This window comes from Arcticibacter svalbardensis MN12-7 (assembly GCF_000403135.1).
In the GTDB taxonomy this organism is placed as follows: Bacteria; Bacteroidota; Bacteroidia; order Sphingobacteriales; family Sphingobacteriaceae; genus Arcticibacter; species Arcticibacter svalbardensis.
The window spans coordinates 76,572-100,897 of sequence record NZ_AQPN01000100.1 but is presented as its reverse complement, the minus strand read 5'-3'; the positions used below and the strand labels follow the sequence as shown (position 1 = coordinate 100,897).

19 protein-coding genes are annotated in these 24,326 nt (G+C 42.9%); 5 read left to right on the top strand and 14 right to left on the bottom strand.

Translation table 11 applies throughout. From position 1 onward, the window contains the following. The 5 genes from sov to ADIARSV_RS13435 form a co-directional block, all read right to left on the bottom strand. Positions 1 to 1,832: T9SS outer membrane translocon Sov/SprA (gene sov, locus ADIARSV_RS13455; protein WP_083936588.1), on the bottom strand; the 1,832-nt coding region annotated here is incomplete at its 3' end. Positions 1,833 to 2,029: 197 nt separating this feature from the next. After that, positions 2,030 to 2,614 carry a Holliday junction branch migration protein RuvA gene (gene ruvA / locus ADIARSV_RS13450; RefSeq protein WP_016196108.1) on the bottom strand — a complete coding sequence of 195 codons (585 nt, stop codon included), beginning with the start codon at positions 2,612 to 2,614 and terminating at the stop codon, positions 2,030 to 2,032. Between the two features lie 8 nt (positions 2,615 to 2,622). Beyond that, positions 2,623 to 4,914, bottom strand: a complete 2,292-nt coding sequence (locus tag ADIARSV_RS13445) for an NADP-dependent malic enzyme (RefSeq protein WP_016196107.1) — start codon at positions 4,912 to 4,914, stop codon at positions 2,623 to 2,625. Positions 4,915 to 4,979: 65 nt separating this feature from the next. Then, positions 4,980 to 6,371, bottom strand: coding sequence for a LutB/LldF family L-lactate oxidation iron-sulfur protein (locus ADIARSV_RS13440; protein WP_016196106.1), 1,392 nt, complete (start codon positions 6,369 to 6,371; stop codon positions 4,980 to 4,982). A gap of 12 nt (positions 6,372 to 6,383) precedes the next feature. Next, on the bottom strand, positions 6,384 to 8,207 hold the full coding sequence (locus tag ADIARSV_RS13435; RefSeq protein WP_016196105.1) for a M61 family metallopeptidase: 1,824 nt from the start codon (positions 8,205 to 8,207) through the stop codon (positions 6,384 to 6,386). A gap of 129 nt (positions 8,208 to 8,336) precedes the next feature. Between ADIARSV_RS13435 and ADIARSV_RS13430 the strand changes: the two genes are divergently transcribed. The 5 genes from ADIARSV_RS13430 to ADIARSV_RS13410 all read left to right on the top strand — a co-directional run bounded on the left by ADIARSV_RS13430 (position 8,337) and on the right by ADIARSV_RS13410 (position 15,180). Continuing rightward, entirely contained in the window at positions 8,337 to 9,407 is a 1,071-nt protein-coding gene (locus ADIARSV_RS13430) for an efflux RND transporter periplasmic adaptor subunit (RefSeq protein WP_016196104.1), read from the top strand. 9 nt (positions 9,408 to 9,416) lie between these two features. Further along, the gene (locus tag ADIARSV_RS13425) at positions 9,417 to 12,524 is read left to right on the top strand and encodes an efflux RND transporter permease subunit (RefSeq protein WP_016196103.1); all 3,108 of its coding nucleotides are present in this window, start codon (positions 9,417 to 9,419) and stop codon (positions 12,522 to 12,524) included. Beyond that, positions 12,493 to 13,845 (top strand): TolC family protein, encoded by a 1,353-nt coding sequence (locus tag ADIARSV_RS13420; protein WP_235048421.1) that lies wholly within the window; start codon positions 12,493 to 12,495, stop codon positions 13,843 to 13,845. The genes ADIARSV_RS13425 and ADIARSV_RS13420 overlap by 32 nt, the downstream gene beginning before the upstream one ends. Before the next feature lie 94 nt (positions 13,846 to 13,939). After that, positions 13,940 to 14,305 carry a response regulator gene (locus ADIARSV_RS13415; protein WP_235048420.1) on the top strand — a complete coding sequence of 122 codons (366 nt, stop codon included), beginning with the start codon at positions 13,940 to 13,942 and terminating at the stop codon, positions 14,303 to 14,305. A 17-nt stretch (positions 14,306 to 14,322) separates the two neighbouring features. Then, on the top strand, positions 14,323 to 15,180 hold the full coding sequence (locus ADIARSV_RS13410; protein WP_040300073.1) for an N-acetylglucosamine kinase: 858 nt from the start codon (positions 14,323 to 14,325) through the stop codon (positions 15,178 to 15,180). 326 nt (positions 15,181 to 15,506) lie between these two features. Here the strand turns inward: ADIARSV_RS13410 and ADIARSV_RS13405 are convergent, their stop codons facing one another. From ADIARSV_RS13405 to ADIARSV_RS13365, 9 genes are all read right to left on the bottom strand, one after another. Further along, on the bottom strand, positions 15,507 to 16,697 hold the full coding sequence (locus ADIARSV_RS13405; RefSeq protein ID WP_016196097.1) for an ATP-binding protein: 1,191 nt from the start codon (positions 16,695 to 16,697) through the stop codon (positions 15,507 to 15,509). 181 nt (positions 16,698 to 16,878) lie between these two features. Beyond that, positions 16,879 to 17,337, bottom strand: a complete 459-nt coding sequence (locus ADIARSV_RS13400) for a hypothetical protein (RefSeq protein ID WP_052017021.1) — start codon at positions 17,335 to 17,337, stop codon at positions 16,879 to 16,881. After that, positions 17,334 to 17,894 carry a Panacea domain-containing protein gene (locus ADIARSV_RS13395; RefSeq protein WP_016196096.1) on the bottom strand — a complete coding sequence of 187 codons (561 nt, stop codon included), beginning with the start codon at positions 17,892 to 17,894 and terminating at the stop codon, positions 17,334 to 17,336. Before ADIARSV_RS13395 ends, ADIARSV_RS13400 begins: the two co-directional genes overlap by 4 nt. Before the next feature lie 139 nt (positions 17,895 to 18,033). Further along, positions 18,034 to 19,593 carry a hypothetical protein gene (locus tag ADIARSV_RS13390; protein ID WP_016196095.1) on the bottom strand — a complete coding sequence of 520 codons (1,560 nt, stop codon included), beginning with the start codon at positions 19,591 to 19,593 and terminating at the stop codon, positions 18,034 to 18,036. Between the two features lie 15 nt (positions 19,594 to 19,608). Then, a complete protein-coding gene (locus tag ADIARSV_RS13385; protein ID WP_016196094.1) occupies positions 19,609 to 20,781 on the bottom strand; it encodes an MraY family glycosyltransferase in 1,173 nt (390 codons plus the stop codon). 77 nt (positions 20,782 to 20,858) lie between these two features. Further along, positions 20,859 to 21,617, bottom strand: coding sequence for a glycosyltransferase family 2 protein (locus ADIARSV_RS13380; RefSeq protein ID WP_040300085.1), 759 nt, complete (start codon positions 21,615 to 21,617; stop codon positions 20,859 to 20,861). A 146-nt stretch (positions 21,618 to 21,763) separates the two neighbouring features. After that, positions 21,764 to 22,480 carry a glycosyltransferase family 2 protein gene (locus ADIARSV_RS13375; protein ID WP_200864754.1) on the bottom strand — a complete coding sequence of 239 codons (717 nt, stop codon included), beginning with the start codon at positions 22,478 to 22,480 and terminating at the stop codon, positions 21,764 to 21,766. Positions 22,481 to 22,499: 19 nt separating this feature from the next. Then, a complete protein-coding gene (locus tag ADIARSV_RS13370; RefSeq protein WP_016196090.1) occupies positions 22,500 to 23,342 on the bottom strand; it encodes a glycosyltransferase in 843 nt (280 codons plus the stop codon). After that, on the bottom strand, positions 23,343 to 24,302 hold the full coding sequence (locus tag ADIARSV_RS13365) for an EpsG family protein (protein WP_160166671.1): 960 nt from the start codon (positions 24,300 to 24,302) through the stop codon (positions 23,343 to 23,345). It lies immediately after the preceding gene. Positions 24,303 to 24,326 lie beyond the last annotated feature (24 nt).

The window sequence follows — 24,326 nt, the reverse complement described above, 5'->3', positions numbered from 1 at the left end:
GGAATATTCGTCGCGTTCAACTGAAACTCAGAACTCACTTCCGACTGATACGTTCCCCTAATAATATAACGATTCAACTTCGGAAATAACTGTTGCGCAATCACACGTGTCGAGTCATACAAAGGCTGATACACATACTTATCCTTCAAACTTTGCTCTGCACTAGCAAACTGCGATGCCAGATCTGCACCAAAAGGCTCTACCAGCGGAAAAGTAATCCGGCCATACAGCGGGTCAATCGTCACGCCATCTATAAAGTCAAACGTTCCATCAGCACCCCGGTCACCCGCCTGATTCAAATTATCCAGGTCCGTTAACTGCAACCAGCGTTGCCCAGCCGTATTCTGCCCTTCAGACATCTGCGGCTTCTCCACTCCCGAATTCTCATCCAGACGATATACATTCAGATTAAAATCAGTTTTACTCACCTGGTAAGCCCCCAACGAATAAATATTCTTCATCATCAGGTCCCAGGTAGGCAAACTCGTCTTCAAATTTTCATTCTTTAGCAACTTAGTTACCAATGTCTTTGGCGCGTTCGGATCCACAGGCACATCCGTAGAAAGTTGCCCCACCTGGTACTCCACACCATTACTATTATACCGATAGGCCACCGCCAAAACCTCATCCGCATTCAAAGCAAAATTAAGCGAGATGTAACCCAGACGGGAATTAAGCACATACTCCTGATCGGTCAGCTTACGCGCATACGTCAATTTCGAGTAATTATCTGTCCCCCCGTTCTGTTGAAAATAAGTATTGATGCTATTCGAATTCGTCAGCAATGCATCCTGAGGCAGATTTTGCAACAGATTATTGGATTGCTGCGGAAATGCAGGATCATTAATTGGCCCCCCTGCCGGAAGCTGCGAATACCCTGCTCCACCCTGAAATAAGCCAGTCTGGTAAGGCGCATTCTCCCCAAGGTCCATAAATGCCAGCACATCCCTCGAATCCGTTGCACTGTTTGTACGGTTCGTAATCCATACCTCCAATTTCGTAATATTTACACTGCTCCTGATAATAGGAATACTCTGCAGCGCCTCGTTATAGCGGTTCCTAAAGTAATGCGCAAGAAAATAATGCTTGTTTGTTTCGTAACTGTCCGCGCTGATCCTGAATTCATTCTGCTGCGAACCATTCGTTATCGTGATCTCACTTTGCTGCGACTTCTGCTGCGAAAACACACTCGTCACGCTCAATGGCCCAAACTGAAGCTGCGTTTTCAAGCCAAATAAGGCCTGACTCCCTGTAATTAGGGAAGAACTCAGTGGCATACTCACATTCCCAATCTCTATCTTCTGGATAATGTCATCTGGTTTACCCTTCAAATCCAGCTTAATCTCATTTTCAAAGTCAAACTGCGATTCCGTATTATAATTGGTCGCCATCCTAAACCGCGTACCAATCTGTCCCGTCACATTCATCTGGATCCGCTGATCAAAATCAAGGTTAAACTGCTGCCTTTGCCTTTCCGTCAACAGTGGATTCTCATTTTTATTGATCTTGCCCGAAAGGGTGATATCCGCCGATCCCTGTGCCCGTATGTCAATATTCGTACCCCCAAAAATGGTGTTAAACAAAGGACTGTTCACCGAAAAGGAAGGGATTAGCCCGGACTGCTGTTTCGTTGTATCTGCTTTGGATGAAGAGATCCCCTTCCAAAAATCATATTTAAGCTGCTGATTTTCATACCGCTGATATTCATCAATGGTCATATACTGCGGAGCACGGTATAAATGCTCCCCTATTTTCTCCTGAATGATGTAACGGCGCGTTGCCGGATCAAATTCAACCGTACGGATAATATTAGATGGATTGGGCAGTATCATTCCCGACGGTTTCCGAAGCTCCAAAAGACGTGAGTCTTTAAAAGGGTAAGGAACCCTTAAACTATCCGCATGTTTATCCTGAACATGTACCAGTCTATTTTGTGCATATAATGGTAATGCGGAGAAGGAAATAAGAAATAAAAACCATACTGCAACGACAGTATTAATTCGTTTAAAAACAGGGAATATTTCCGTAATTACAAACTTTTAAGGGCAAATTTAATGAGCTGCTCCACTGATAAGTCACCAGTCTCTCTTTTATATACATTATCTAAAGCCTTTTCTGCTACATTCTTTGCAAAACCTAACATCACCAATGCAGACAAAGCTTCGTTTTTAATCGTATTATACTGGGGAAGGGAGGATAAGGTTTCAATCCCTTCTTTTTTCAATTTATCCTGCAGTTCCAGGATCATTCTTTGTGCCGTTTTCGGACCAATTCCTTTAATCTTTTGGATCAGAGGCACGTCCCCCTTCACAATCGCCACCTGGATCTCATCGGGAGTAATCGACGATAAGATCATCCTTCCGGTACCGGGACCAATGCCCGACACAGAAATCAGATGAAGGAAAACACGTCGTTCTCCTTCATCTGCGAATCCGTATAAAGTATGCGCATCTTCTTTAATATGCTGCCAGACATACAGTTTACAATTTTCTGTTTCCGGCAACTTAGCATAAGTATGAATGGATATATTGATGTGGTAACCTACGCCACCAGCTTCTATAATTACATACGCAGCGCATTTAAACACCAACTTTCCATCAATATAAGCGAACATACTTTCTACTATTTAAATAACATTTGAGTAGCTTCTTTTTGCTTCTCCTGAACTTCCACTACCGCAATGGTCACCATATTGACGATCTCACGTACCGAACTTCCCATTTGCAAAACGTGCACCGGTTTATTCAGACCCAATAAAATAGGTCCCACAGCCTCCGCTTCACCCAGTTCCTGAAGCAATTTATAGGCAATATTTCCCGACTCTAAGTTAGGGAATACCAGCGTATTCGCAGGAGCGTCAACCAGCTTGCTAAAAGGAAAATTCTCTTTAAGCAAACACTTATTTACCGCAAAGTTGCCCTGCATCTCACCATCCACCACTACCTCGGGATAATATTCATGCAATAAACGAACAGCCTCCCTGGTCTTCTCCGGAACACCCCCTTCATTGGAGCCAAAATTCGAATAAGAAAGAACAGCAATCCGGGGACTGACATTAAACTTCCTTACAGACTTATCCAGCAACAGCGCAATGCTCACCAGGTCCTCAGCAGTAGGATCTTTATTGACGGTAGTATCCCCGAAAAACACAGGGCCCTTTTTCGTCAGCATCATATACATCCCAGCCACACGGTTAATCTCCGGATCGGCACCAATTACCTGTAAAGCAGGTTTCAGTGTAGAACCATAATCATTCGTCAAACCCGTAATTAAGGCATCCGCATCACCAAACTGCACCATACATGACCCGTAATAGTTACGGTCACGCATCAGTTTACGCGCCTGGAATAAACTTACACCCCTTCTTTTTCTCTTCTGATATAGAAATTCCGTATACTCCTCAAAGCGTTCCCCATTATCAAGCGGGTCAATAATAGTGACGCCCTTTAAATCCAGGTCATGCTCCTTGATGATCTTCAGAATATTTATTTTGTTACCCAATAAGATAGGAGTCGCTATACCCTCCTCTTTCACAATCTGGGCGGCTTTTAAAATTTTATATTGATCCGCCTCAGCAAAAACCACACGCTTCGGATCCAGCTTAGCCCTGTTGCTCAATGCCCTTAAAATGGCATCATCACCACCCAGGCGTCTGCTTAACTGCTCCTTATAAGCATCCCAATCCGTAATTACCGTACGCGCAACACCCGATTCAATAGCCGCAAAAGCCACTGCCGATGATACCGTTGTAATCAAACGCGGATCCATTGGTTTAGGGATGATATAATCCTTTCCGAACTTTAAATTCTGAATGTTATAGGCCAGCATCACCGCTTCAGGAACCGTTTTCTTTGCCATATCGGCAATAGCCCTAACCGCAGCAATCTTCATCTCCTCATTAATCGTAGTCGCCCGCACATCCATAGCACCGCGGAAAATGTAAGGGAATCCCAAAACATTATTCACCATATTCGGGTAATCCGAACGGCCGGTCGCCATAATCAAATCCTGACGTGTAGCAGTAGCCAATTCATACGAAATCTCAGGGTTTGGATTCGCCATCGCGAAAACAATAGGGTCCTTTGCCATAGAAAGCAAAGCAGCAGCCGAAAGCGAATCAGCAGCCGAAAGCCCGATAAATACATCCGCATTTACCATTGCCTCTTCCAGCGTATGCAAATCCTTAGTAGTTGCAAACTCTTTCTTCAAATCTTCCAGGTTGACACGATCGGCACGAATAACACCCTTTCTGTCCACCATCACAATATTTTCGCGCTTAGCACCCAGCGTAACATACATCCTCGAGCAGGATATCGCAGCCGCACCCGCACCATTCACCACAATCCGAACCTTATCCAGGTCCTTATGCTGCAACTCACAGGCATTCAATAAAGCAGCTGTAGAAATGATCGCCGTACCATGCTGATCATCATGCATCACCGGAATTTTCATCTCTGCCTTCAGTCGGCGTTCAATTTCAAAACACTCCGGAGCCTTTATATCCTCCAGGTTGATCCCTCCAAAAGTAGGTTCCAATGCTTTCACAATCGTAACAAACTCATCAATATCCGTGGTATTCAACTCAAGGTCGAACACATCAATATCGGCGAAAATCTTAAATAGTAATCCTTTTCCTTCCATCACAGGTTTACCTGCTTCCGGACCTATATTTCCCAGTCCCAATACCGCAGTACCGTTACTGATCACCGCAACTAAATTTCCCTTTGCTGTGTATTTATAAACATCATCTACGTTATCAACGATCTTCAGACAAGGTTCAGCCACTCCTGGAGAATACGCTAAAGTAAGGTCACGCTGAGAGTTAGTAGGTTTGGTTGGTATGACCTCAATTTTACCTGGACGCCCTTGCGAATGATAATCCAGCGCATCTGTTTGTTTATTTATTTTATCCATTTTTGCCCATTAAGAAGGGGCAAAATTACAATTCTTTATATACAAGATTTAGAAAATGTTGTATTTTATAATTCATCCAGGTTCCGTTTCCCCTCTTTCCACTGTTTACTGAACGATTTAGGTGCAACTTCAGGCAATTCACGGTGTTTTCCCCAACTTTTCTTAAAAAATGTGTTTAACATCATATTCTTTACCTTTCCGCCCAGCAGGTCCACCCAGCGCCGTTTGAGCATGGCCATTTTCCATCCTTTCCAGCCAATTACCTCTACTTTGGGCGATAGTCCCGACGAAACAGAATCCCTTCTGTTCAGCAATAACATTTTGTGAATATCAATCTTCACCGGACAAACTTCCGAACATTTACCACATAAACTCGAAGCAAAGCTCAAATGCTTAAACTCCTCCATACCACTTAAATGCGGCGTAATAATAGAACCAATCGGGCCACTATACGTCGTTTCATACGTGTGGCCACCAATATTTTTATAAATAGGACAAGCATTCAAACAAGCACCACAACGAATGCAGTACAATCCCTGCCGCTGTTCCTTCTGTGCCAGCAAGTTCGTACGGCCATTATCCAGCAAAATCACATACATCTCTTCCGGACCATCAGTTTCCCCTTCCTGACGCGGACCACCCAAAATCGTATTATATACCGTCAGGTTTTGTCCCGTACCATGCGTAGAAAGCATCGGCCAAAAAAGATCCAGGTCATTCAGCGAAGGAATCACTTTTTCCATCCCAGCAATCGTAATCTGGATCCGCGGGAAAGTAGTCGAAAGACGGGCATTACCCTCATTTTCGGTAACCGCCACACTGCCCACATCCGCAAGCAGAAAATTAGCCCCCGTAATGCCCACATCCGCAGTCGTATATTTCTCCCGCAGCAGCACCCTGGCCTTAGCCGTTAACATTTCCGGTGTCGCATCCGCAGGCGTATCAAACCGCTCATGAAACAGTTTGGCAATATCCTCCTTGCTCAAATGCATGGCAGGAGTCACAATATGATAAGGCTTCTGTCCCAGCAGCTGCACAATAAATTCACCCAGGTCACTCTCCAGCGAGTCAATCTGATTCGCTTCCAAAAACTCATTGATATGAATCTCCTCGGTAGTCATCGACTTCGATTTAATCACCGTTTTAGCATTCGCACGCCTGATGATCTGCAGAATTTCCTCCTGCGCCTCCTCCTTATCATTCGCCCAGATCACCTTTCCGCCCTTTTTCTGAAAGTTCGACTCAAACTCCAGCAGGTACTTATCCAGGTTCTCCATCACTTTCCACTTAATCACATGCCCCTTTTTCTTAGAAGCATCCAGATTAGCCAGTTTAGAAAGACCACGATTTACCGCAGTGGTATAGCGTCCTATATTAAAGTTGATGATCCGGCGATGATCCATATCAAAAGCCTTCTCTTCCGAAACCTGTTGAAACTCCTCAGCAAATTTTGTCATACCTAAATTCCGTTATAAATTAAGCCACCTCTTCCGTACTGCAAACTGATCCACAGTCGCATCATTCGAATTTTCTATATGAAATTTCCCCTTCGGATCCTTTAGCAGCGTCACCGACACTGTTTTAATCAAGCCATCACGGGACAACAGCACATTAACCTTTTCACCCGCCTTTCTGTTTGCAATATATTGATCCAGATCCGTACTTACTTTCGCTGGTTCCATAGCCCCTGTAAAACGGTTCCCATCAACCGCAATGATCTCGTCATTTACGCTGATGCCATCTTTCCATGCCGCCCCATCACGCATCAGACTGCTCACTATCAACTTGCCCTCTTTATTTGAGGCCACCAAACCTAAAGAAGCCAGTTCTTTACCCTGATAGTCGTTCACCAGGTTCAATCCTGCATGATCCAGATGGATGGAGTAATTAATTGGTCCCGCCTGGTACACATACTCCTTATAAAAAGTATCCAATGAGATGCCGGACACCTTTTCAGCCATTGCCTTAAATTCCAGCGAAGTAAAACCACGCTTCAGCTTCAGGTAATACTCCGCGTACATCGCTTTCATCACATCATCCAAACCCTTTTGCGCTTTAGTTGCATTGATAATCTCCAGATCAAGGATCATGCCCAGCAAAGCACCTTTATTATAATAGGAGATTCCTGTATTCTTCGAATTTTCATTCGGGCGGTAATATTTAATCCAGGCATCAAAGCTCGATTCCGCAACAGGCTGAATCTTTGCACCCGCCTGATTTTCCACGATCTCGATATCCCCACAAAGCACATCCAGGTATTTTTCCGGCGAATAAAAATCATTGCGCCTTAAAATCAGGTTATCATAATAAGCGGTAAAGCCTTCTGAAATCCACAGATCCGTAGTATAATTTTCATTGTCGTAATCAAAAGGACCTAAAGCCTCCGGACGCAGTCTTTTCACGTTCCATAAATGGAAATACTCATGAGCAACCAGTCCCAGGAAATTGGTATACCCCTTTTCAGTAGCGTAACCATCACGCGAAGCACCCAATACCGTCGAGTTCAAATGCTCCAATCCACCGCCACCCTTCAACATATTGTGCACAATAAACACATATCTCTTATTCGGCATGTGATCGAAAATAGATTTCTCCGAATTTACGATTATCGCCATATCTACCGATAATTTCAATTTATCGTAGTTTCCACCACCAACCATCGCTACCGTATGTTTGGTGCCAGCCGCATCAAATTCAAACGTATCCTGGTTCCCAATCTCTATCGGAGAGTCAAACAGCACATCAAAATCAGATGCCCTATAGCTGAAACCCTTCAGTGGCTCCAATCCCGTAGACACCTTTTTCCATCCTGCAAAAGGCTGAATAGTGACTACAGCCGGCAAATTCAGCATCCCGTTGACATACATAAACACTCCCGTAGGCGAAATAAAGGCATGTGTATCATCCACAAAACTCGTGCGCACCGAAATCTCGAAAGCATAAACCTTATAAGAGACCGTTATTTTTTTATTATGATTTGTGGTAATCCTCCAGGTATTTTTGGAAGTCTTCGCAAAAGGCAGAATTTCGGTACCCGAGCTTCCTTTCACGCCAAACTGTTCCACATTTTTAGAAAATTCCCTCACCAGGTACGAACCCGGTGCCCATACCGGCATTTTTACATCTATAAAATCAGTATCAAGCCCCGAAAGGATCATCTTTACATCCACATAGTGCGCCTGAGGCTCTGAGAAAGACAACTCAAAGGCAATTTCCGTTTGAGCATCCGCATTTTTTACAGTAAATAGCATAATTAAAAGTACCAGTGCAGAGAAATGTGTAAGTTTATTCATATGATGAGCAAAAGTAATGATTTCATTGCTAGTGTATCAAGCGTTAATTCAGGTAAAATACTTGATACACCTGTAAACACTAACATTAACAATGTAATTTTGCGTTCTTCTTCTTGTATCCTTTAACGTATGAAACTAAAACATATCATTTACGCTTTGCTAATCGGCGGAGTAGCAGCATTGGTTATTTACAGAATCACTGCAAACAAAAAAGCTACCGCATCGGAATCCGGAGGCAAAGGAAATGCTTCTCAAAAAACAGCTACCGTAAACGGGATCATTGTAAGCCCAAGCTCTTACGCAAACACCCTTTCCATTACTGGTTCCATCGACGCCAACGAACGTGTAGACATCCGCAGTGAAGTTTCCGGAGTCGTACGCGGCATCACCTTCAAAGAAGGCGGCAGAGTAAACAAAGGACAGGTACTCCTCAAAATTGATGATTCCGAACTCCGCGCACAACTCTCACAGGCCTTAACCAAACAGTCGCTAGCCGCCGGAACCCAAAACCGGGCCAGTCAGCTCCTTGCCAAAGAGGCCATCAGCCAGGAAGAATATGATATCGCCCTTGCCGATCTCCGCTCCCTAAAAGCACAAACCCAGCTGATCCGGGCCCAGCTCAACAAAACACAGGTACGCGCACCTTTCAGCGGAACCGTAGGACTCCGCTCCACTTCGGAAGGCGAATACCTCACCCCTACTACTATTGTAGCCAGTTTAGTCGATACCGACCCCATCAAGATCACGTTTTCCGTGCCCGAAAAGTACGCTTCCAAAGTAAAGAACAACACGAAGATCACGTTTACCATCTCCGGCAGCAGCCGGAAATACAACGCGACCATATATGCCATCGAGCCACAGGTTGAAACCGCAACGCGAACCCTGCAACTCCGTGCCCGGGCAGCTAACCCCGACGGCAGCCTGATCCCCGGATCATTTGCCAATATCGCGTTACCGCTCAACAATGTCGATAAAGCCCTGCTCATTCCCAGCGAAGCTATTATCCCCATCCAGAACGGCAAAAAAGTATTCATCACCTCCAAAGGCAAAGCCAAAGAAGTGATGGTGGAAACATCCACACGTACAGAAAAAGATGTACTGATCACCTCAGGATTGAAACAAGGTGACACCGTTCTTACCACCGGTGTAATGACCCTCAAACAAGGAAATCCTGTAAAAGTGATTATTTCAAAGAAATAATAACGAACAATGAGTTTATCTACCACAGCCATTAAAAGACCGGTTTTTACCATTGTAATTAACCTGGTACTCATCTTATTCGGAATCATTGGATATACCTTCCTGGGAATCAGGGAATTTCCCTCCATAGATCCCGCCGTGATCTCCGTCCGCACCAGTTATGCAGGAGCCAATCCCGAAATTATTGAGTCGCAGATCACTGAGCCACTCGAAAAATCCATCAACTCCATCGACGGCATCCGGAACATCACTTCCTCCAGCAACCAGGGAACCAGCAATATAAGCATTGAGTTTAACCTCGATAAAAACCTGGAAGAAGCGGCCAATGATGTGCGCGATAAAGTATCCCAGGCCTCACGGAGTCTGCCACAGGATATTGATGCCCCTCCCATAGTGTCTAAATCAGATGCCGATTCACAGCCCATCATCACCATGACGGCACAAAGTAACGCCAGGGACCAGCTCGCTTTGAGTGACTATGCCGAAAATGTCATTTCGCAACGCATCCAAACCATACCCGGCGTCAGCAGTGTACAGATCTACGGACAAAAGCGTTATGCCATGCGCCTCTGGATCGACCCCATGAAGCTTGCCTCCTTTGGCTTAACAGTAGCCGACGTGCGCACTGCCCTCGAAAAAGAAAACGTAGAGCTTCCTTCAGGCAAATTAACCGGCAACAATACCGAACTAGGCGTAAAAACCCTGGGCAACCTGTCCAACGAAGAACAATTCAACAACCTGATCATCCTCACAGAAGGCGATAAGATCATCCGCCTGAGCGATATCGGCAGGGCAACACTAGGTCCCGAAAACCTCGAAACCGAAATGACCCAATCCGGCGAACCCATGGTAGGCTTAGCCATCATCCCGCAACCAGGTACCAACTACCTCGAAATCTCCAATGCCTTCAAGGATCGGTACGAACAATTAAAAAAGGAACTCCCCAAAGACATTAAGCTCGATATTGCGGTAGACAATACCCTGTTTATCAAACAGTCCGTTTTAGAAGTAGGCGAAACTATCCTGCTCTCCCTGGTACTGGTGGTTCTCATTATTTACCTGTTCTTCAGGGATTGGGGTATTGCCATGAGGCCGCTGATCGACATTCCCGTATCCCTCATAGCAACCTTTTTCATCATGTATATCATGGGATTTTCCATCAACGTACTTACCCTGCTGGCTATTGTACTGGCAACAGGACTAGTGGTCGATGATGGAATTGTAGTCACCGAAAACATCTTTAAGAAGGTAGAAGAGGGCATGTCGCCCATCGAAGCCGCCATCAAAGGCTCCAACGAAATCTTCATGGCCGTGATCTCGATATCCATTACCCTGGCAGCGGTATTCCTGCCAGTCATCTTTATGGAAGGATTTGTGGGGAGGCTCTTTAAAGAGTTCGGTGTCGTCATCGGGGCAGCCGTACTGATCTCTGCTTTCGTATCCCTTACTCTAACCCCGATGCTGAATGCCTACCTGATGAAGGCCGGGAAACATAAAAAGTCACGTTTCTACGACATCACCGAACCCTATTTCGTTAAGCTGAATAAAGGGTATGCCTCTGCCTTGAACAGCTTTATGAGTCACAAATGGCTCAGCTTCCCTATCCTGCTGGTCTGTATTGGTCTGATTGCCCTCTTCTATTCCATCATCCAGAAAGAAACAGCCCCTTATGATGACCGAAGTTACCTGCGTACCACGGTAACCGCTCCCGAAGGCGCCTCTTTCGATTACATGACCCGGTACATGCAGGATCTCACCAAACTCGTCAACGATTCCATACCCGAGAAAACCGTCAACCTGGTAATGACAGCCCCCGGTTTCAGTTCCTCTTCCATCAATTCCGGAAGGATGATCATCTCACTTAAAAAACCCGGCGACCGTACCATGAGCCAGAAGGAAATTGCCCAGAAGCTCACCCGCCTCACCAAAAAATATAGCGAAGGCAAAACATTAGTCACCGAGCAACCCACCATCTCTGTCAACAGGCGTGGAGGACTCCCTATCCAGTTCATCATCCAGGCACCCAACTTCGAAATGCTGGAGAAAAAAGTGCCCGAATTTATGGACCAGGTAGCACAGGACCCTACATTTACCACTTCCGATGTCGACCTGAAGTTCAATAAACCCGAAATCAACATCAGCATCAACCGGGAAAAAGCACAAAGTTTGGGCGTATCCGTACTCGATGTAGCCCAAACCCTGCAGCTCTCCCTCAGCGGACAGCGTTTCGCCTACTTTTTAATGAACGGCAGACAATACCAGGTCATCGGGCAGTTTGACAAAACAGACCGTGAAGCACCAATTGACCTGACCTCCATCTATGTCAAAAGCAATACCGGGCAGCTCATTCAGCTCGACAACCTGGTCAGTTTAAAAGAACTCAGCAGTCCCCCGCAACTCTACCACAACAACCGCTACCTCTCCGCAACCGTATCCGCTGGACTCGCTCCCGGAAAAAGTATAGGAGATGGCATAAATGCCATGGAGCGCATTTCAGGCAAAGTATTAGACGATACCTTCACTACCGATCTCGGTGGCGAGTCCCGCGACTTTGTAGAAAGCGGATCCAATACCCTCTTTGCCTTTGGTCTGGCCCTGTTACTGATCTATTTGATCCTTGCCGCCCAGTTCGAAAGTTTCATCGACCCTTTCATCATTATCTTAACCGTTCCCATGGCCGTTGCCGGAGCCCTTTTATCACTTTGGCTCACCGGACAGACCTGGAATATCTTCAGTCAGATCGGAACGATCATGCTTATCGGGCTGGTTACCAAGAATGGAATCCTGATTGTCGAGTTTGCCAACCATCTGCGTCAGCAGGGCAAGAGCAAAATGGAAGCCATACTCGAAGCATCAGAATCAAGGCTCAGACCAATTCTGATGACCAGTCTGGCGATATCCCTCGGCGCCCTTCCTATTGCCCTGGCCTTAGGAGCCGCATCACAAAGCCGTATGGGCATGGGGATTGTCATTGTAGGAGGAACCATTTTCTCGCTCATCCTTACCCTGTTCATCATTCCGGCCATCTATTCCATGTGGTCCAGGAAACGCAGATCCGAAGAACGGTTAAAAGAAATCGATTCATTTGAAAAACACGAAGCTGTTGAGGTTATTTAAGCACATGAGATTTAGCACGATTAGTATCGCATTACTCCTGATCATTACCACGGTCAGTACCACCGAAATCAAGGCACAGGAAGTGTTGACCCTCGAACAGGCCATCCGCATCTCCCTGGAGAACAATTACAATATCCGGATCTCCAAAAACGAAACACAGATCAGCAGCAACAACGTCAACCTGGCCAATGCCGGTCTGTTGCCTAATGCAAGTGGCGACTTCAGCAATTCCCATTCCATTCAGAATACCAGTCAGACGCAATCCGATGGCTCCATCAAGGAGCTCGACAAAGCCAAAAACTCCAGTCTCAATTACGGTGTCGGCTTAAACTGGACCATCTTTGACGGCTTTGGCATGTTTGCCACCTATGACAGGCTGAAGGAACTCGAAAAATTAGGCGAAACCAATATGAAGGCTACGATATTGAGTACCGTTTCTGATGTCGTAAACAGCTACTACTACCTCATCCGCCTGCAAAAAGAAGCAGAAGCACGCGATTCCGTAGTCACCATCTCCCGCCAAAGGCTCAACACCGCCATCAACCGCTATACCATAGGTAAGGCAGCCAAACTCGAAGTATTGAATGCCACGGTCGATCTGAATACCGATACCACCGATCTGCTCAGGCAAAAAGACCTCGTGCTCTCCAATAAAATAGCATTAAACGAACTGCTGGCGCGGGATGTCAACACCAGCTTCGAAATCAGGGACAGCATCACAATCGACAAAAACCTGATCTACCAGGAACTTCTGGAGCGTGCTTCCAAAGAAAACCCGGTTATTCAAACCGCATTTATCAATGAGCGCATTGCCCGGTTAAACCTCAAACAAGTAAAAGCATTGAGGTACCCGACTATAGGCGTCAATTCAGGATACAATTTCAGCAAGTCACATTCCGAACTCGGTTTCGCGCGCGATTCCAAGGGACAAGGATTCAACTACGGCATCACCGCCTCACTCAACCTCTTCAATGGTTTTCTGCAAAAAAGAAACGAAAAGAACGCAGGCATCCAGATTGACAATGCGCAACTCGATTACAGCAGGCTGAAACAGAATATCATCTCGCAGCTCTCCACAGCCTACCAAACGTACCAAACCAATCTTACCCTGGTGAAGCTCGAAAACGATAACCAGAACGTGGCTAATCAAAACTTGCAGATCACGCTGGACAAATACCGTTTAGGCAGTGTCACCCCCGTCGAATTCAGGGAAGCCCAGCGCAATTTCCTCGAAGCTTCCGTTCGGTTTACCGATTCCCAATACCAGGCCAAACAAGCCGAGATTGCATTAAAAGAATTAGCAGGAAATAACGCTTTCTAAAGCTAATTATGTAACTTTAAAGAGATATATCCGTATAAAGAAACGATCTATCTTCTATTAGCCATTAAGTATGTGTGATTTTAAATATAAATCAGTGCTATTAATCGATGACAACTACATCGATAATATAATCAATACCATGCTTATTGAGGCAGCTCACTTTGCTGATAAAATCACCATTATTAATGTTCCGCTTGATGCTATTGAGTATTTGAGTCTGTGTGCACAAACCAATAGCCTTCCCGATATCATCTTTCTGGACATCCGCATGCCCGGAATCGACGGCTTTCAATTCCTTAAACGGCTGGAACCCATTAAACACTACTTTCCTGCCAGTTTAAAGATATATATGTTAACTTCGTCTTTCGACCCAAGAGACCTGCAAGAAATAAAGGAAAACAAGCTTATCACTGATTTTATAGGCAAACCACTTACTTCAGAGGCTCTGGAAGAGATATAAACCAGAACAAAACCACCATGATAGTAGTTGCCGATAGCGGATCATCCAAAACAGATTGGATCATTTCAGGAAATCCCACAGGATTAATCGAATTCAGCACCAAAGGCATCAACCCCTACTTCAGCAACGAAAAAGAGATCACACGATCCATCATCCAGAAACCAGAAATTAAAAAATACGCCGAGGAAATCAGCGAAGTGTATTTTTTTGGAGAAGGATGCGCCAATCCCGACCGCCACGAAATGGTTTCCAATGCGCTCACCACTGTATTCAGAAATGCATTTATTGATGTAGAGAACGATGCCATCGGATCCGCTTATGCCACCTGTGGCAATGACAAGGGATTTACCTGCGTACTCGGATCAGGTTCAAACATCGCTTTCTTTGATGGAACATCCGTACAATACGGAAATCAGGGATTAGGTTTTATCCTCGGCAATGAAGGCTCAGGCGCTTGGTTCGGCAAAGAACTCGTCACCTCATTCCTTTATGGCACCATGCCCGCAGGTCTCCGCAAAGCATTCAAAGAAGAGTATAAAGTAGATAAAGAAGTCATCATTGAAAATGTGTACCAACGGCCCATGCCCAATATCTATCTTTCCTCCTTTGCCCCTTTTATGGAACAGCGGCGCAACGATCCTTTCATTGAAGAATTATTAAGCAGCGGGCTCGACAAATTCGTAGTCACCCACCTTTTACCCTATGCCGATCACCGCAAATACCCCTGCCATTTCGTTGGCTCCATCGCCTGGCATTTCAAAGATGTCATCACCGCGGTTTGCAAAAAGCACCACATCACCGTCGGCAAAATCCTTGCAAGACCCATCGGCGAACTTATGGAGTACATTCAACGCAGCGGCGGCATCCAGGCCTAAATAGTGTTTTGTTTTCGTGGAGCCTCATACAATATTCCATTTTGCGGTAGTAGCTAACACTTTTACCGCACCAATAAGTTTATATTTAGTAATAGGGTTTATGAAACAGCCATTCGATTGAGTGCTTTTGTTATAGCCTATTTCTTATTGACCTCAGTAGTAAAATCTACATAGGTGACTATATATCTTTTAGGGAGTCTATCGATGGTGGATGATATATAATCAGTGATTTTCATATAAGGGCTTAGACAAAACCTGAAAGTAAATGTCCAGTTTTTTTTATAAAAAACTGGACATTTACAAAACATTTAATGAGTTCCAGCCCTTTAGTATAAAAATCCAAATAGCCAGATTGGAACTTTGTTTCCTGCTCCGATTTCAATATCATCAGCTGCAATTAAATAATTATCCAGGTGCTTAACCTGAGATGTATTCTTGCCTTTTCCTCCAACCTCGATTGTCAATCCACTAATGGCAAAGTCACCTTCCGCCGGAGAATTGACCTTTAAACCTGCATTGAGTAATTGGTTTAAAACAAATGTCTCCCTAATATTTCCAATATCAGGTTTTTCTTTTAGTGCAAAAGCAAGGTTAGTATTTTCCAAAAATATCTTATCCGGCTTTTGTAAAGTGGAAACCCCTTTCCCTTCCGAACTCAGCGTGTTAAGCAACCGTGCATCTTGTAATTGGTAAATATATTGATAGACACTGTCACGGCTCAAATCAAGTTTCCTTGCAAGTGCGGCAATATTAGGTTTAAAGGGAACCGATTCGGCTATTACACCCAATAATTTTTTAACCTTGACTGCCGTCCCTGAATTATATGAAACGATATAAGCCAGGTCGATATCCACGATTGTATTGATCACCTGGTTCAACTTCATCAGATAGGTATCTTCCCCTTCAACAATAATTGGCAAATAGCCTACTTCTAAATATTTACGGAATGCAGGTAGTGGGCGAAAACCTTCAGTGATCATCCGGCTTAGGCTCCGGTGGTTACTGTTGATATCTTCAATTTTGAATGCGTCAAAACTTACCCCTTGAGTAAATGCTAAATATTCCCGAAAAGAAAGCCCTGCCAGCAAATAGCTCACCACTCTTCTACTTAAGTCAGCCTCACCACGATAAATATCCAATGCTGAAGAAGCTGAAAAAACAACCTGCATTTCGGGCAATCCATCATAAATATTCTTCAACTCAACTGACCAGTTCTCATATTTATGAACTTCATCGATAAATAATATTTTTCCTCCTTGTTTATACCAATCATTCGCTGTATCCAGTAAAGTATGATTATAAAACCATGTATGGTCAGCTGTGATATATAATGCTTTTGGCGGCAATCCAAGGTCAAACTTTAGATACTGCAACATTAGTGTAGTTTTCCCCGCACCTCGTGGACCTTTAATCCCGATCATTCTCTGTTTCCAGTTAATCTGGTTATGCAAGTATCTTCGGAAATCATTCTTTACCGGACGTAATACATTTTCCTGAAATTCAAATAAAATTTCCATATTTATGTCGATTCAATACGACATAAATATAATAAAAATGTTGATTACAATCGACACATTCAGTGTATTTTTAAAAATCCTGATACTTATTTCGGAATGAAGCCTTTAACCCGATTGTAAAAAACTTCTGTTTATCTCATTTCATTCTGATCCATTTGACTGTCAGACGGAGAGTAGTATTTTACAAAAATAGACCGTAAGTTTTTTTCAATGATGGCTTAATCGTCCTAGCGGACTTGATCAAGCCTCTAATAATTTTAAAGTCATCTTCAGAAACATTTCCAAGAGCTCTATTGGGGTCGGCACTAATAATACTTACTAGAAACTCCTTCCTTAAGACATGCAAACTGGAACAATCCACGTGAGATTTATGTTTTAAGTATACTCGTCCATCCGATGTGAATTCAGGATTGAGGCTCTGCAATTCTTTTGTCGGGAACACATTAGTATTTAATTCAGTATTAATATAAACGGTTGCAACAGAAACGTGATCATATGATTCACCAACTACGATCAACCTTTTTTCTTTTGGCGGTTTGGTATCAGCTACATACACCAATATAACTACTCCAATTACTATGATATCTGCTGCGAACCGAGCACGTTCCTCCTCCCCAAATGCATCAGCAACGGTATTCATTTCAGTCTGATAGAAGAATTCTCAGCCTGTAGCTCGATGTAAGAAAGCATTTCTTTAGAGGTACCTATCGCTTCGGCAATGTCAAAGTAAGACATTTCTATATCCAGGTTTTTTTCAGCTTTATCCCATGCGGTGTCATGAGACTTCTTAACCAATTCGTCAAATTTCAACCCGCCGTTCTCGTTAATAGAAAATTCTAATGCTTCAAGGTCAGATTCTGAAAGTTCATCCAGATCCGGTTCCATTAGCGCCTTAACTATAGGCATTTTACCATGCCTGGTTACAGAAAAGGCACCGCTTCTTTCAGTTGCTTCATCAAAGGGAGATGTCCCCTTTTCTGCCGCTTTAAAAACGTCGTAAAGAAAAGATGGAACAGGACCGTATGGCATAGCTTGATAGGAGTCCCCTGTCAAAGGTCTTCCATATGATTTCAAGTGAAATTGTTCGGCAAAATACAGTATTTTAAAGACCTTGTGGTAATCCGCATTGCCGACTTTTTTGAGCACATAAAGTGCTGCGTGAACTGCCTTGTCTTTATCGGTGGTGAATTCGAACATAATGGTTTAATCAAATGTAGGCATTATTTGTTTGCCGAACAACAAATACTAAAATAATTAGTTTTAACAACTTCGATAACTATCTATATATCAATACTATTACAACATGTATGTTTCTGGTTTATATTTTTCTATATTTCTAAAAATCCTGATACTTATTCCTGAACGAAGCCTTCAGCCCAATAGTAAAAAACTTTTCTTTATCACTCTTCAGGTCATTTACCTCGTTACGCAGGCTATAGCCCAGCTCCATGCGCAGGTTGTTCTTTGGGTTTAATAAATACGAGACATTTGTATTAGCATAAAAGAATTTGGTTTTCAGACCATGACCAATCTCTACGCCATAATCATCCACACGGGTGGTATAATCCAGGTAAATATTCTTTCCGTAGTTCAAGCCATCCATATCCAGACCATAGCGTGCCACATTACCCTGCAGACTCAGTTCCCAGCGGCTGTAGCGATAGTTAACCAAAGCCAGGTATTCCCGGAAATTCGCACCAAAAGGATGCGCCAGCGGCTCATTATAATGACCATAGTTTTTAATACGATGACTCGCCGAGTAGGTATACGGCCGCACCGCATTATATTCCAGCGTCGCGTTTAAGTTAGGCAGCTGAAAAATATCAAAAGCACGAAGCCCTACTTGCGCGCCATGTTTATTCGCCCAATAGCCGGTACCCGCAAAAACCTCTTTCAGCGTAAACTCATTCAGCACAAACTGACCATACGCCAGCAATTTTTTATTCAGCTTATAACTCCCGTTCAAACCCAGCACTACTTTATCCGGAGAACCATTATTATATTCCGTAGGACGTAACACCAATACCGGAATCGCATAACTCAAATCCAGACCCCTTGGCGCCCACATCACGTTCTCAAAAACCCCTAAACTCAGGCGTTTATTCACATTCCAGTCCAGGTAATGAAAAACGCCATATTTCTTATCATACGGCGTTTCATCATCAAAGCCAATGTCATACAGATCCTCAAACTGCGCCCACATGGCAGTATATTGCACCCTGCCCAGCGTACCCGTAACCTTTAAATACGGATAGTTGAACGCATAATCCGAAAGCAGCAGGGAACGATAGCCATTCCCGATGAAGTTCTTACCATACCCTACCTGCACATTGATATATTTCGAAGGCGTATACGAAAGCGAGGCCGAAGAATTCGAATAATCAAAGCCATCAGCACCATACGTCTTGGCATGCCCCTGTCCCGGCACCACCTTATTATTCCGGATATAGTCATTATAATACGTAGGATATACCCCTTGATTTTCACTTATGGTGGCATTAAACGAAAACATATCACCCACATGACCATCCACAGCCAGTTCCCTGGTATTATTCCAGATCGTACGGCCATCCTGCTTTCCCACCCATAGATCAGGCAGAAAGTCAAAGTTTACTACATACTCATCATTTTTAATCTCCACCAAGTGTTGTGTAAAGATCTTCCTAAACAGCCAGTTCTTTGATTGCCATTCGCTAACCGGAACATCCCGTTGCAAAATAGAATCCCGCAGTGCAGCACGTAACAGCAGAGGCTGAGCCGCAGTATGAAGCGAGAAATCTTCCAGCTGATGCAAACGAACATCCGGGTAACTATTCAATACCGGGAGAGGAGTAGATTGCGAAAACGCCTGAATAGAAAAGGCAACCCAAAGGAGCAGAACTATTTTATACTTCATGAACAGCAAATATATCTAGTTCTTTGAAATTTTCTTCAACATTTCATTCTGATCCATTTTGCTTTTCATAATCTTCTGGATCGGAAGTTCATCCTGTTCTATATCCAAAGGTTCATCTAATATTTCCTGCTCAATGACCCCTCTTTTTCTGCTATAAATATAAATCGACAACAATGTATTTAAAAAGATGATCATGATGATTAAGATCCCCACCAGTTGGTTACTGCCAATCGACTGAAAAACCAATGCAGTAGCAATAAATAAACCAGTAATCAATACCAGTACAAGCGTTGCCATCATGTGCGACAAACCCAACGATAACATCCGGTGATGCAGATGATTGCGGTCCGCTTTAAAAGGTGACTGATTATTCGCCAGACGGATAGCAAAGACCCGTAGCGTATCAAACAAAGGAAGAATAATAATGGCCATGGCTAAAGCCGGAGCCGAACTAACAAAAGTAAAACCCAGGTCTACAAACTCAAACGCCGAAGTATTAATAAATTGAATACTCAATACCGCAGCAATATACCCCAGCATTAAAGAACCGCTATCACCCATAAAGATCTTGGCAGGTGAGATATTATGAATTAAAAAGCCAGTTAAAGCACCACCAAGAGCCATACAGACATACAGCCATCCAGGTTCTCCTGCCTGATAAAAAAGCCAGGCATACACCAGAGCGAGCAACAGCCCCAGGGAACCAGCCAAACCATCAATGCCATCAATCAGATTAAAAGCATTCACAATGCCCACAATCGCAATCACACTCAAACCAATGCTAAAGGGATAGCTCAAATTATAAATGCCCATAAAACCACCCAGATCCAAAATGCGAATGTCGCCCAACATCGTCACAATAAAAGCCGCGATAAACTGAGCCACAAACTTCTTCAGCGGATCCACACCAATAATGTCATCCTTCAAACCCGTAATAAAAATCACAATTCCTCCACATAGAATATAATTAGAGACTTTAAGCGTTGAAAGGTCAATGAACATGGAAACAGACAGCAAAAAGCCCGAAAATATAGCCAGACCACCCAGGTTAGGGACGATCCGCTTATGAATTTTCCGATCTTCAGAAGGTAAATCAAAAAGCCTTTTTCGAATGGCAATAGTGATCAATGGGGAAATTGATAAAGCAACAGCTAAAAGACTAAAGACGAAAGGTAGTTCGGGTCTCATATATGAAAAAATAAATATAAGATCTATAACAATTACATTAATATACAATTGAATGAACACTTATACACATATTTTGTTTACTTTCTATATTTTCTATAACCAAAAATAGCCCATTGGCTGAGATAATACACGCTTTTTAACAATCCTAATTGCTCCACTTTATAATAAACCATAAACTGGGGTTTGATCACATTAGTTTTATTCCGGCTAACCGAATTTTGCAATACCCGATATTGAGCAAGCACCTCTGTGTTTCCGTAGGCTACCTTAACCTTTTTAATAATTTCTAACCAATATATATAATCATCCCTTAGACTTTTGAATGCTTCACGGAGATAAACTTTCCCATAAGGCTCGATGTTGTATAAACCAGTTAGACAGGATATGGCACATGACTTCAACAGGTCATGGTAATCCACTATTTTAGGAACTATAAAAGGCTCTAATATTTCTTTTGAATTTTCGTCTATCCTGGTATGCGAAGAGTAGACAAGCAAAGAGTTTGTCTTTTCCATAAAATTCAACTGTGCTTCCAGGAAGTTAGGAAACCACAAATCATCTGCATCCAGCAAGGCTATATATTGCCCTGCAGCTCTCCTGATTCCGTTGTTTCGGGCAGCTGCTGACCCTCCATTTTTTTGATGCACCAGTTTGATGCGCGGATCTTTTGATGCATATCCGGAAACTATATCTGCCCCCCCATCCTTTGATCCATCATCCACAATGATCATCTCCCAATTCGGGTAGGTTTGTTTGATAACAGACTCAATAGTTGCTCCAACATACTTTTCTGCATTATACATTGGAGTAATGATTGACACCAGCCCTCTTTCCATAAAATATATACCTAATAAAAATCTATTAGGAGTTGGAACAGATGTTCGTAAGATTTGTTTGTTGAAAGCCATACAAAAACCACAGTATGTGCTCTTTAGCATCTAAAGACAATAGAATCACTCACTATTATGTGAAAATTCGTTCTTTAATTCTTTAACCGTTTCAATTTATTTCTCAGTATAAATTTACAGAGTTCCCAGATCATCACAACCCTTCCATAAAATTTCTGTCCTACCGACCGGGAGCTTAATCCTACTCCTGCTGAACTAAAGGTGTTCTTATGCCGACGATATAAAAGCATCGGTTGGGTTAAAAAACATACACGGCCAGTTAACTCGGCTACAAGTCCTATCCAAAGATCATGACCGATCTCCTTAGTATCGGGAAACGGCATTGCTAACTTAAGAACGTTTTGTCTAAACGCCATACATGATCCATAATAAGTACTTCTAATCATATTCTTAAGAATACCCTTACCAGAACCGAAATATGCAAAGAAAGACGGGTGAAGAACCGCGAGATTTTCATCAACTATAATGGAATCGCTGACTACCAGATCAAACTCTTCAAGCACAGTTAACATCTTTTCATATTTTCCATCTATCCAAACATCATCCTGATCAGAAAGAAAAATAAATACGCCCCGGGCGCTTTTAAGCGCATGCTCAAAATTTTTAATGGGATCACGAAACCGATTACCCTCAAGTATTATAACCCGGCTGTCACAAACCGCTTTAATGACTTCCAGTGTATTATCAGTCGAGGAATCGTCAGAAATGATCAGCTCATCGTCGGCATGGAGCTGTTTTAATATAGACTCTATTTGTGGTTTGATGTATAATGCTCCGTTGTACGTAGCCATGCAGACTGAATTCATTTGCTCAGAGAATATATTTAGAAATCCATATACCAATAAATGACGGATCGACATGCTTTAGAGTTAAGCTAGCCATCCGCCGCGTAACAACGATAAAGTACCAGAAATGATCTGATGCACTATTTTTTTGGCAATTCCGGGCACTATCACAAAACAAATAAAACCGATGCTTCAATTTTTGTTTGTCATTTTCAAACCCCGAAAAGTCCTGTATACACTGCATATCCATAACATAGAAAGAACGATTCTTTTTGCTAAACCTTTCTATAAATTGAAAGTCAGCAAAGTCTAGCTTCACTTTTTCATTGTATCCACCGGCTTCTTCAAACGCATCCAGATCAATTAACATACCACTATTTACCGGACTGTATAAATTCGAATCCATAAAACCTTCCTCTACATCATCCAACCAACGTCCCTTTTTGTGTATATACCTGCATGGGGAAAGTATTTGTTTATACTGAGTTCTCAGCACTGGCACAATGAGTTTCGCACCTGGATTTTCAACAACCGCCTGATCATATCTTCCCATAAAATGATCCGGAAACAGGGTATCCTGATCAAGGAGAAGCAGCCATTTTTTGTGGGTCAATCGGGCATAAGAAGCTCCGGAATTATATGCTTTACTTACTCCAGAATTAGTACTGTCATGTACATAGCTAACATCAAGCTTTTTATAGATAAAGTCTCCCTCATACTGTGCATACTTGCTATTATCATACACAAAGACCTTCATTCGGCTGTTCGATGCATCAAGTGTCTTAATCAAAGTTTCCACACCTTTTGAACTGGTGATATCCTGATTATAAAGAACTATTACTGGCAACACTGATTCGTAAAAATTCATCTAAAAGGAATATGGTTCTAGAAATTGATTGTACAACAAATCAATAGACATGATCAAAAAGCCAAAAATAAATAAAAACAGCACAACCCAGTATTTCTCCTTAATTAAATTAAATAACAGTGGCAGCAGAATAATCTCAACCGAACCAAAAAGATCAGAAATCCTGAGCCCAAATGCAGGTAGACTGGCTAGAAGAAGCATACTTACAATCGAAATTACGAGAATCTGTATCATCACAACGAAATTTTCATTTTTACTGGCAAGGTATCGCCAATTGAACAAAAATATATAGATCAACCCCACACGTAAAAGAATTACCGGATTATACACATTGATTTTGACATAAGATCCCATCTCATATAAAGATCTGTATGATTCCATTTTACCCTGCAATTGCGGAATTGGCAATTTGCCAACAACTTCTATTAACCCAATTCCTAAAAAGTGAAGCAGGTAGGCTGCAGGAATAACATAGAAATAAATGACGGGTACTTTATTGGTGTTCAAAATATAAACAGGTAGAAATATAATGGCAGAATAATGAAATAAGAAAGCCAGGAAAACCAAGCCAACATACTGATAATGATTTCTCTTAACAATGGAAGGTATGCTTAGTAACAGCAATCCAATGGCAACGCCAACCCGAATTTGGTTCATCTCTAACACCAGGAAGAAATGTGAGAACCAGAGTGCAACAGAATAAAACACAAAAGGAGTTAATTTTTCAAAGGCAAATAGCTTTATACACACGGAAAGAACTGCATAAGCTAGAATTACGAATCTTAAATAAGGAAATATTTTTGAAAATATAACGAACGAAGGCTCAATAAACGAAAATGGCAGATATTCACTGGAAGGTCTTACCAGTTCATAATAATCCTTATAGGTTTCGAAATCACTGCTCACATTCGGCCCCCTAAACCCTGCGAACAGAATTAGTAAAATCCCTAACGGTATCAAATAGATTTTAGAGGGCTTTACATG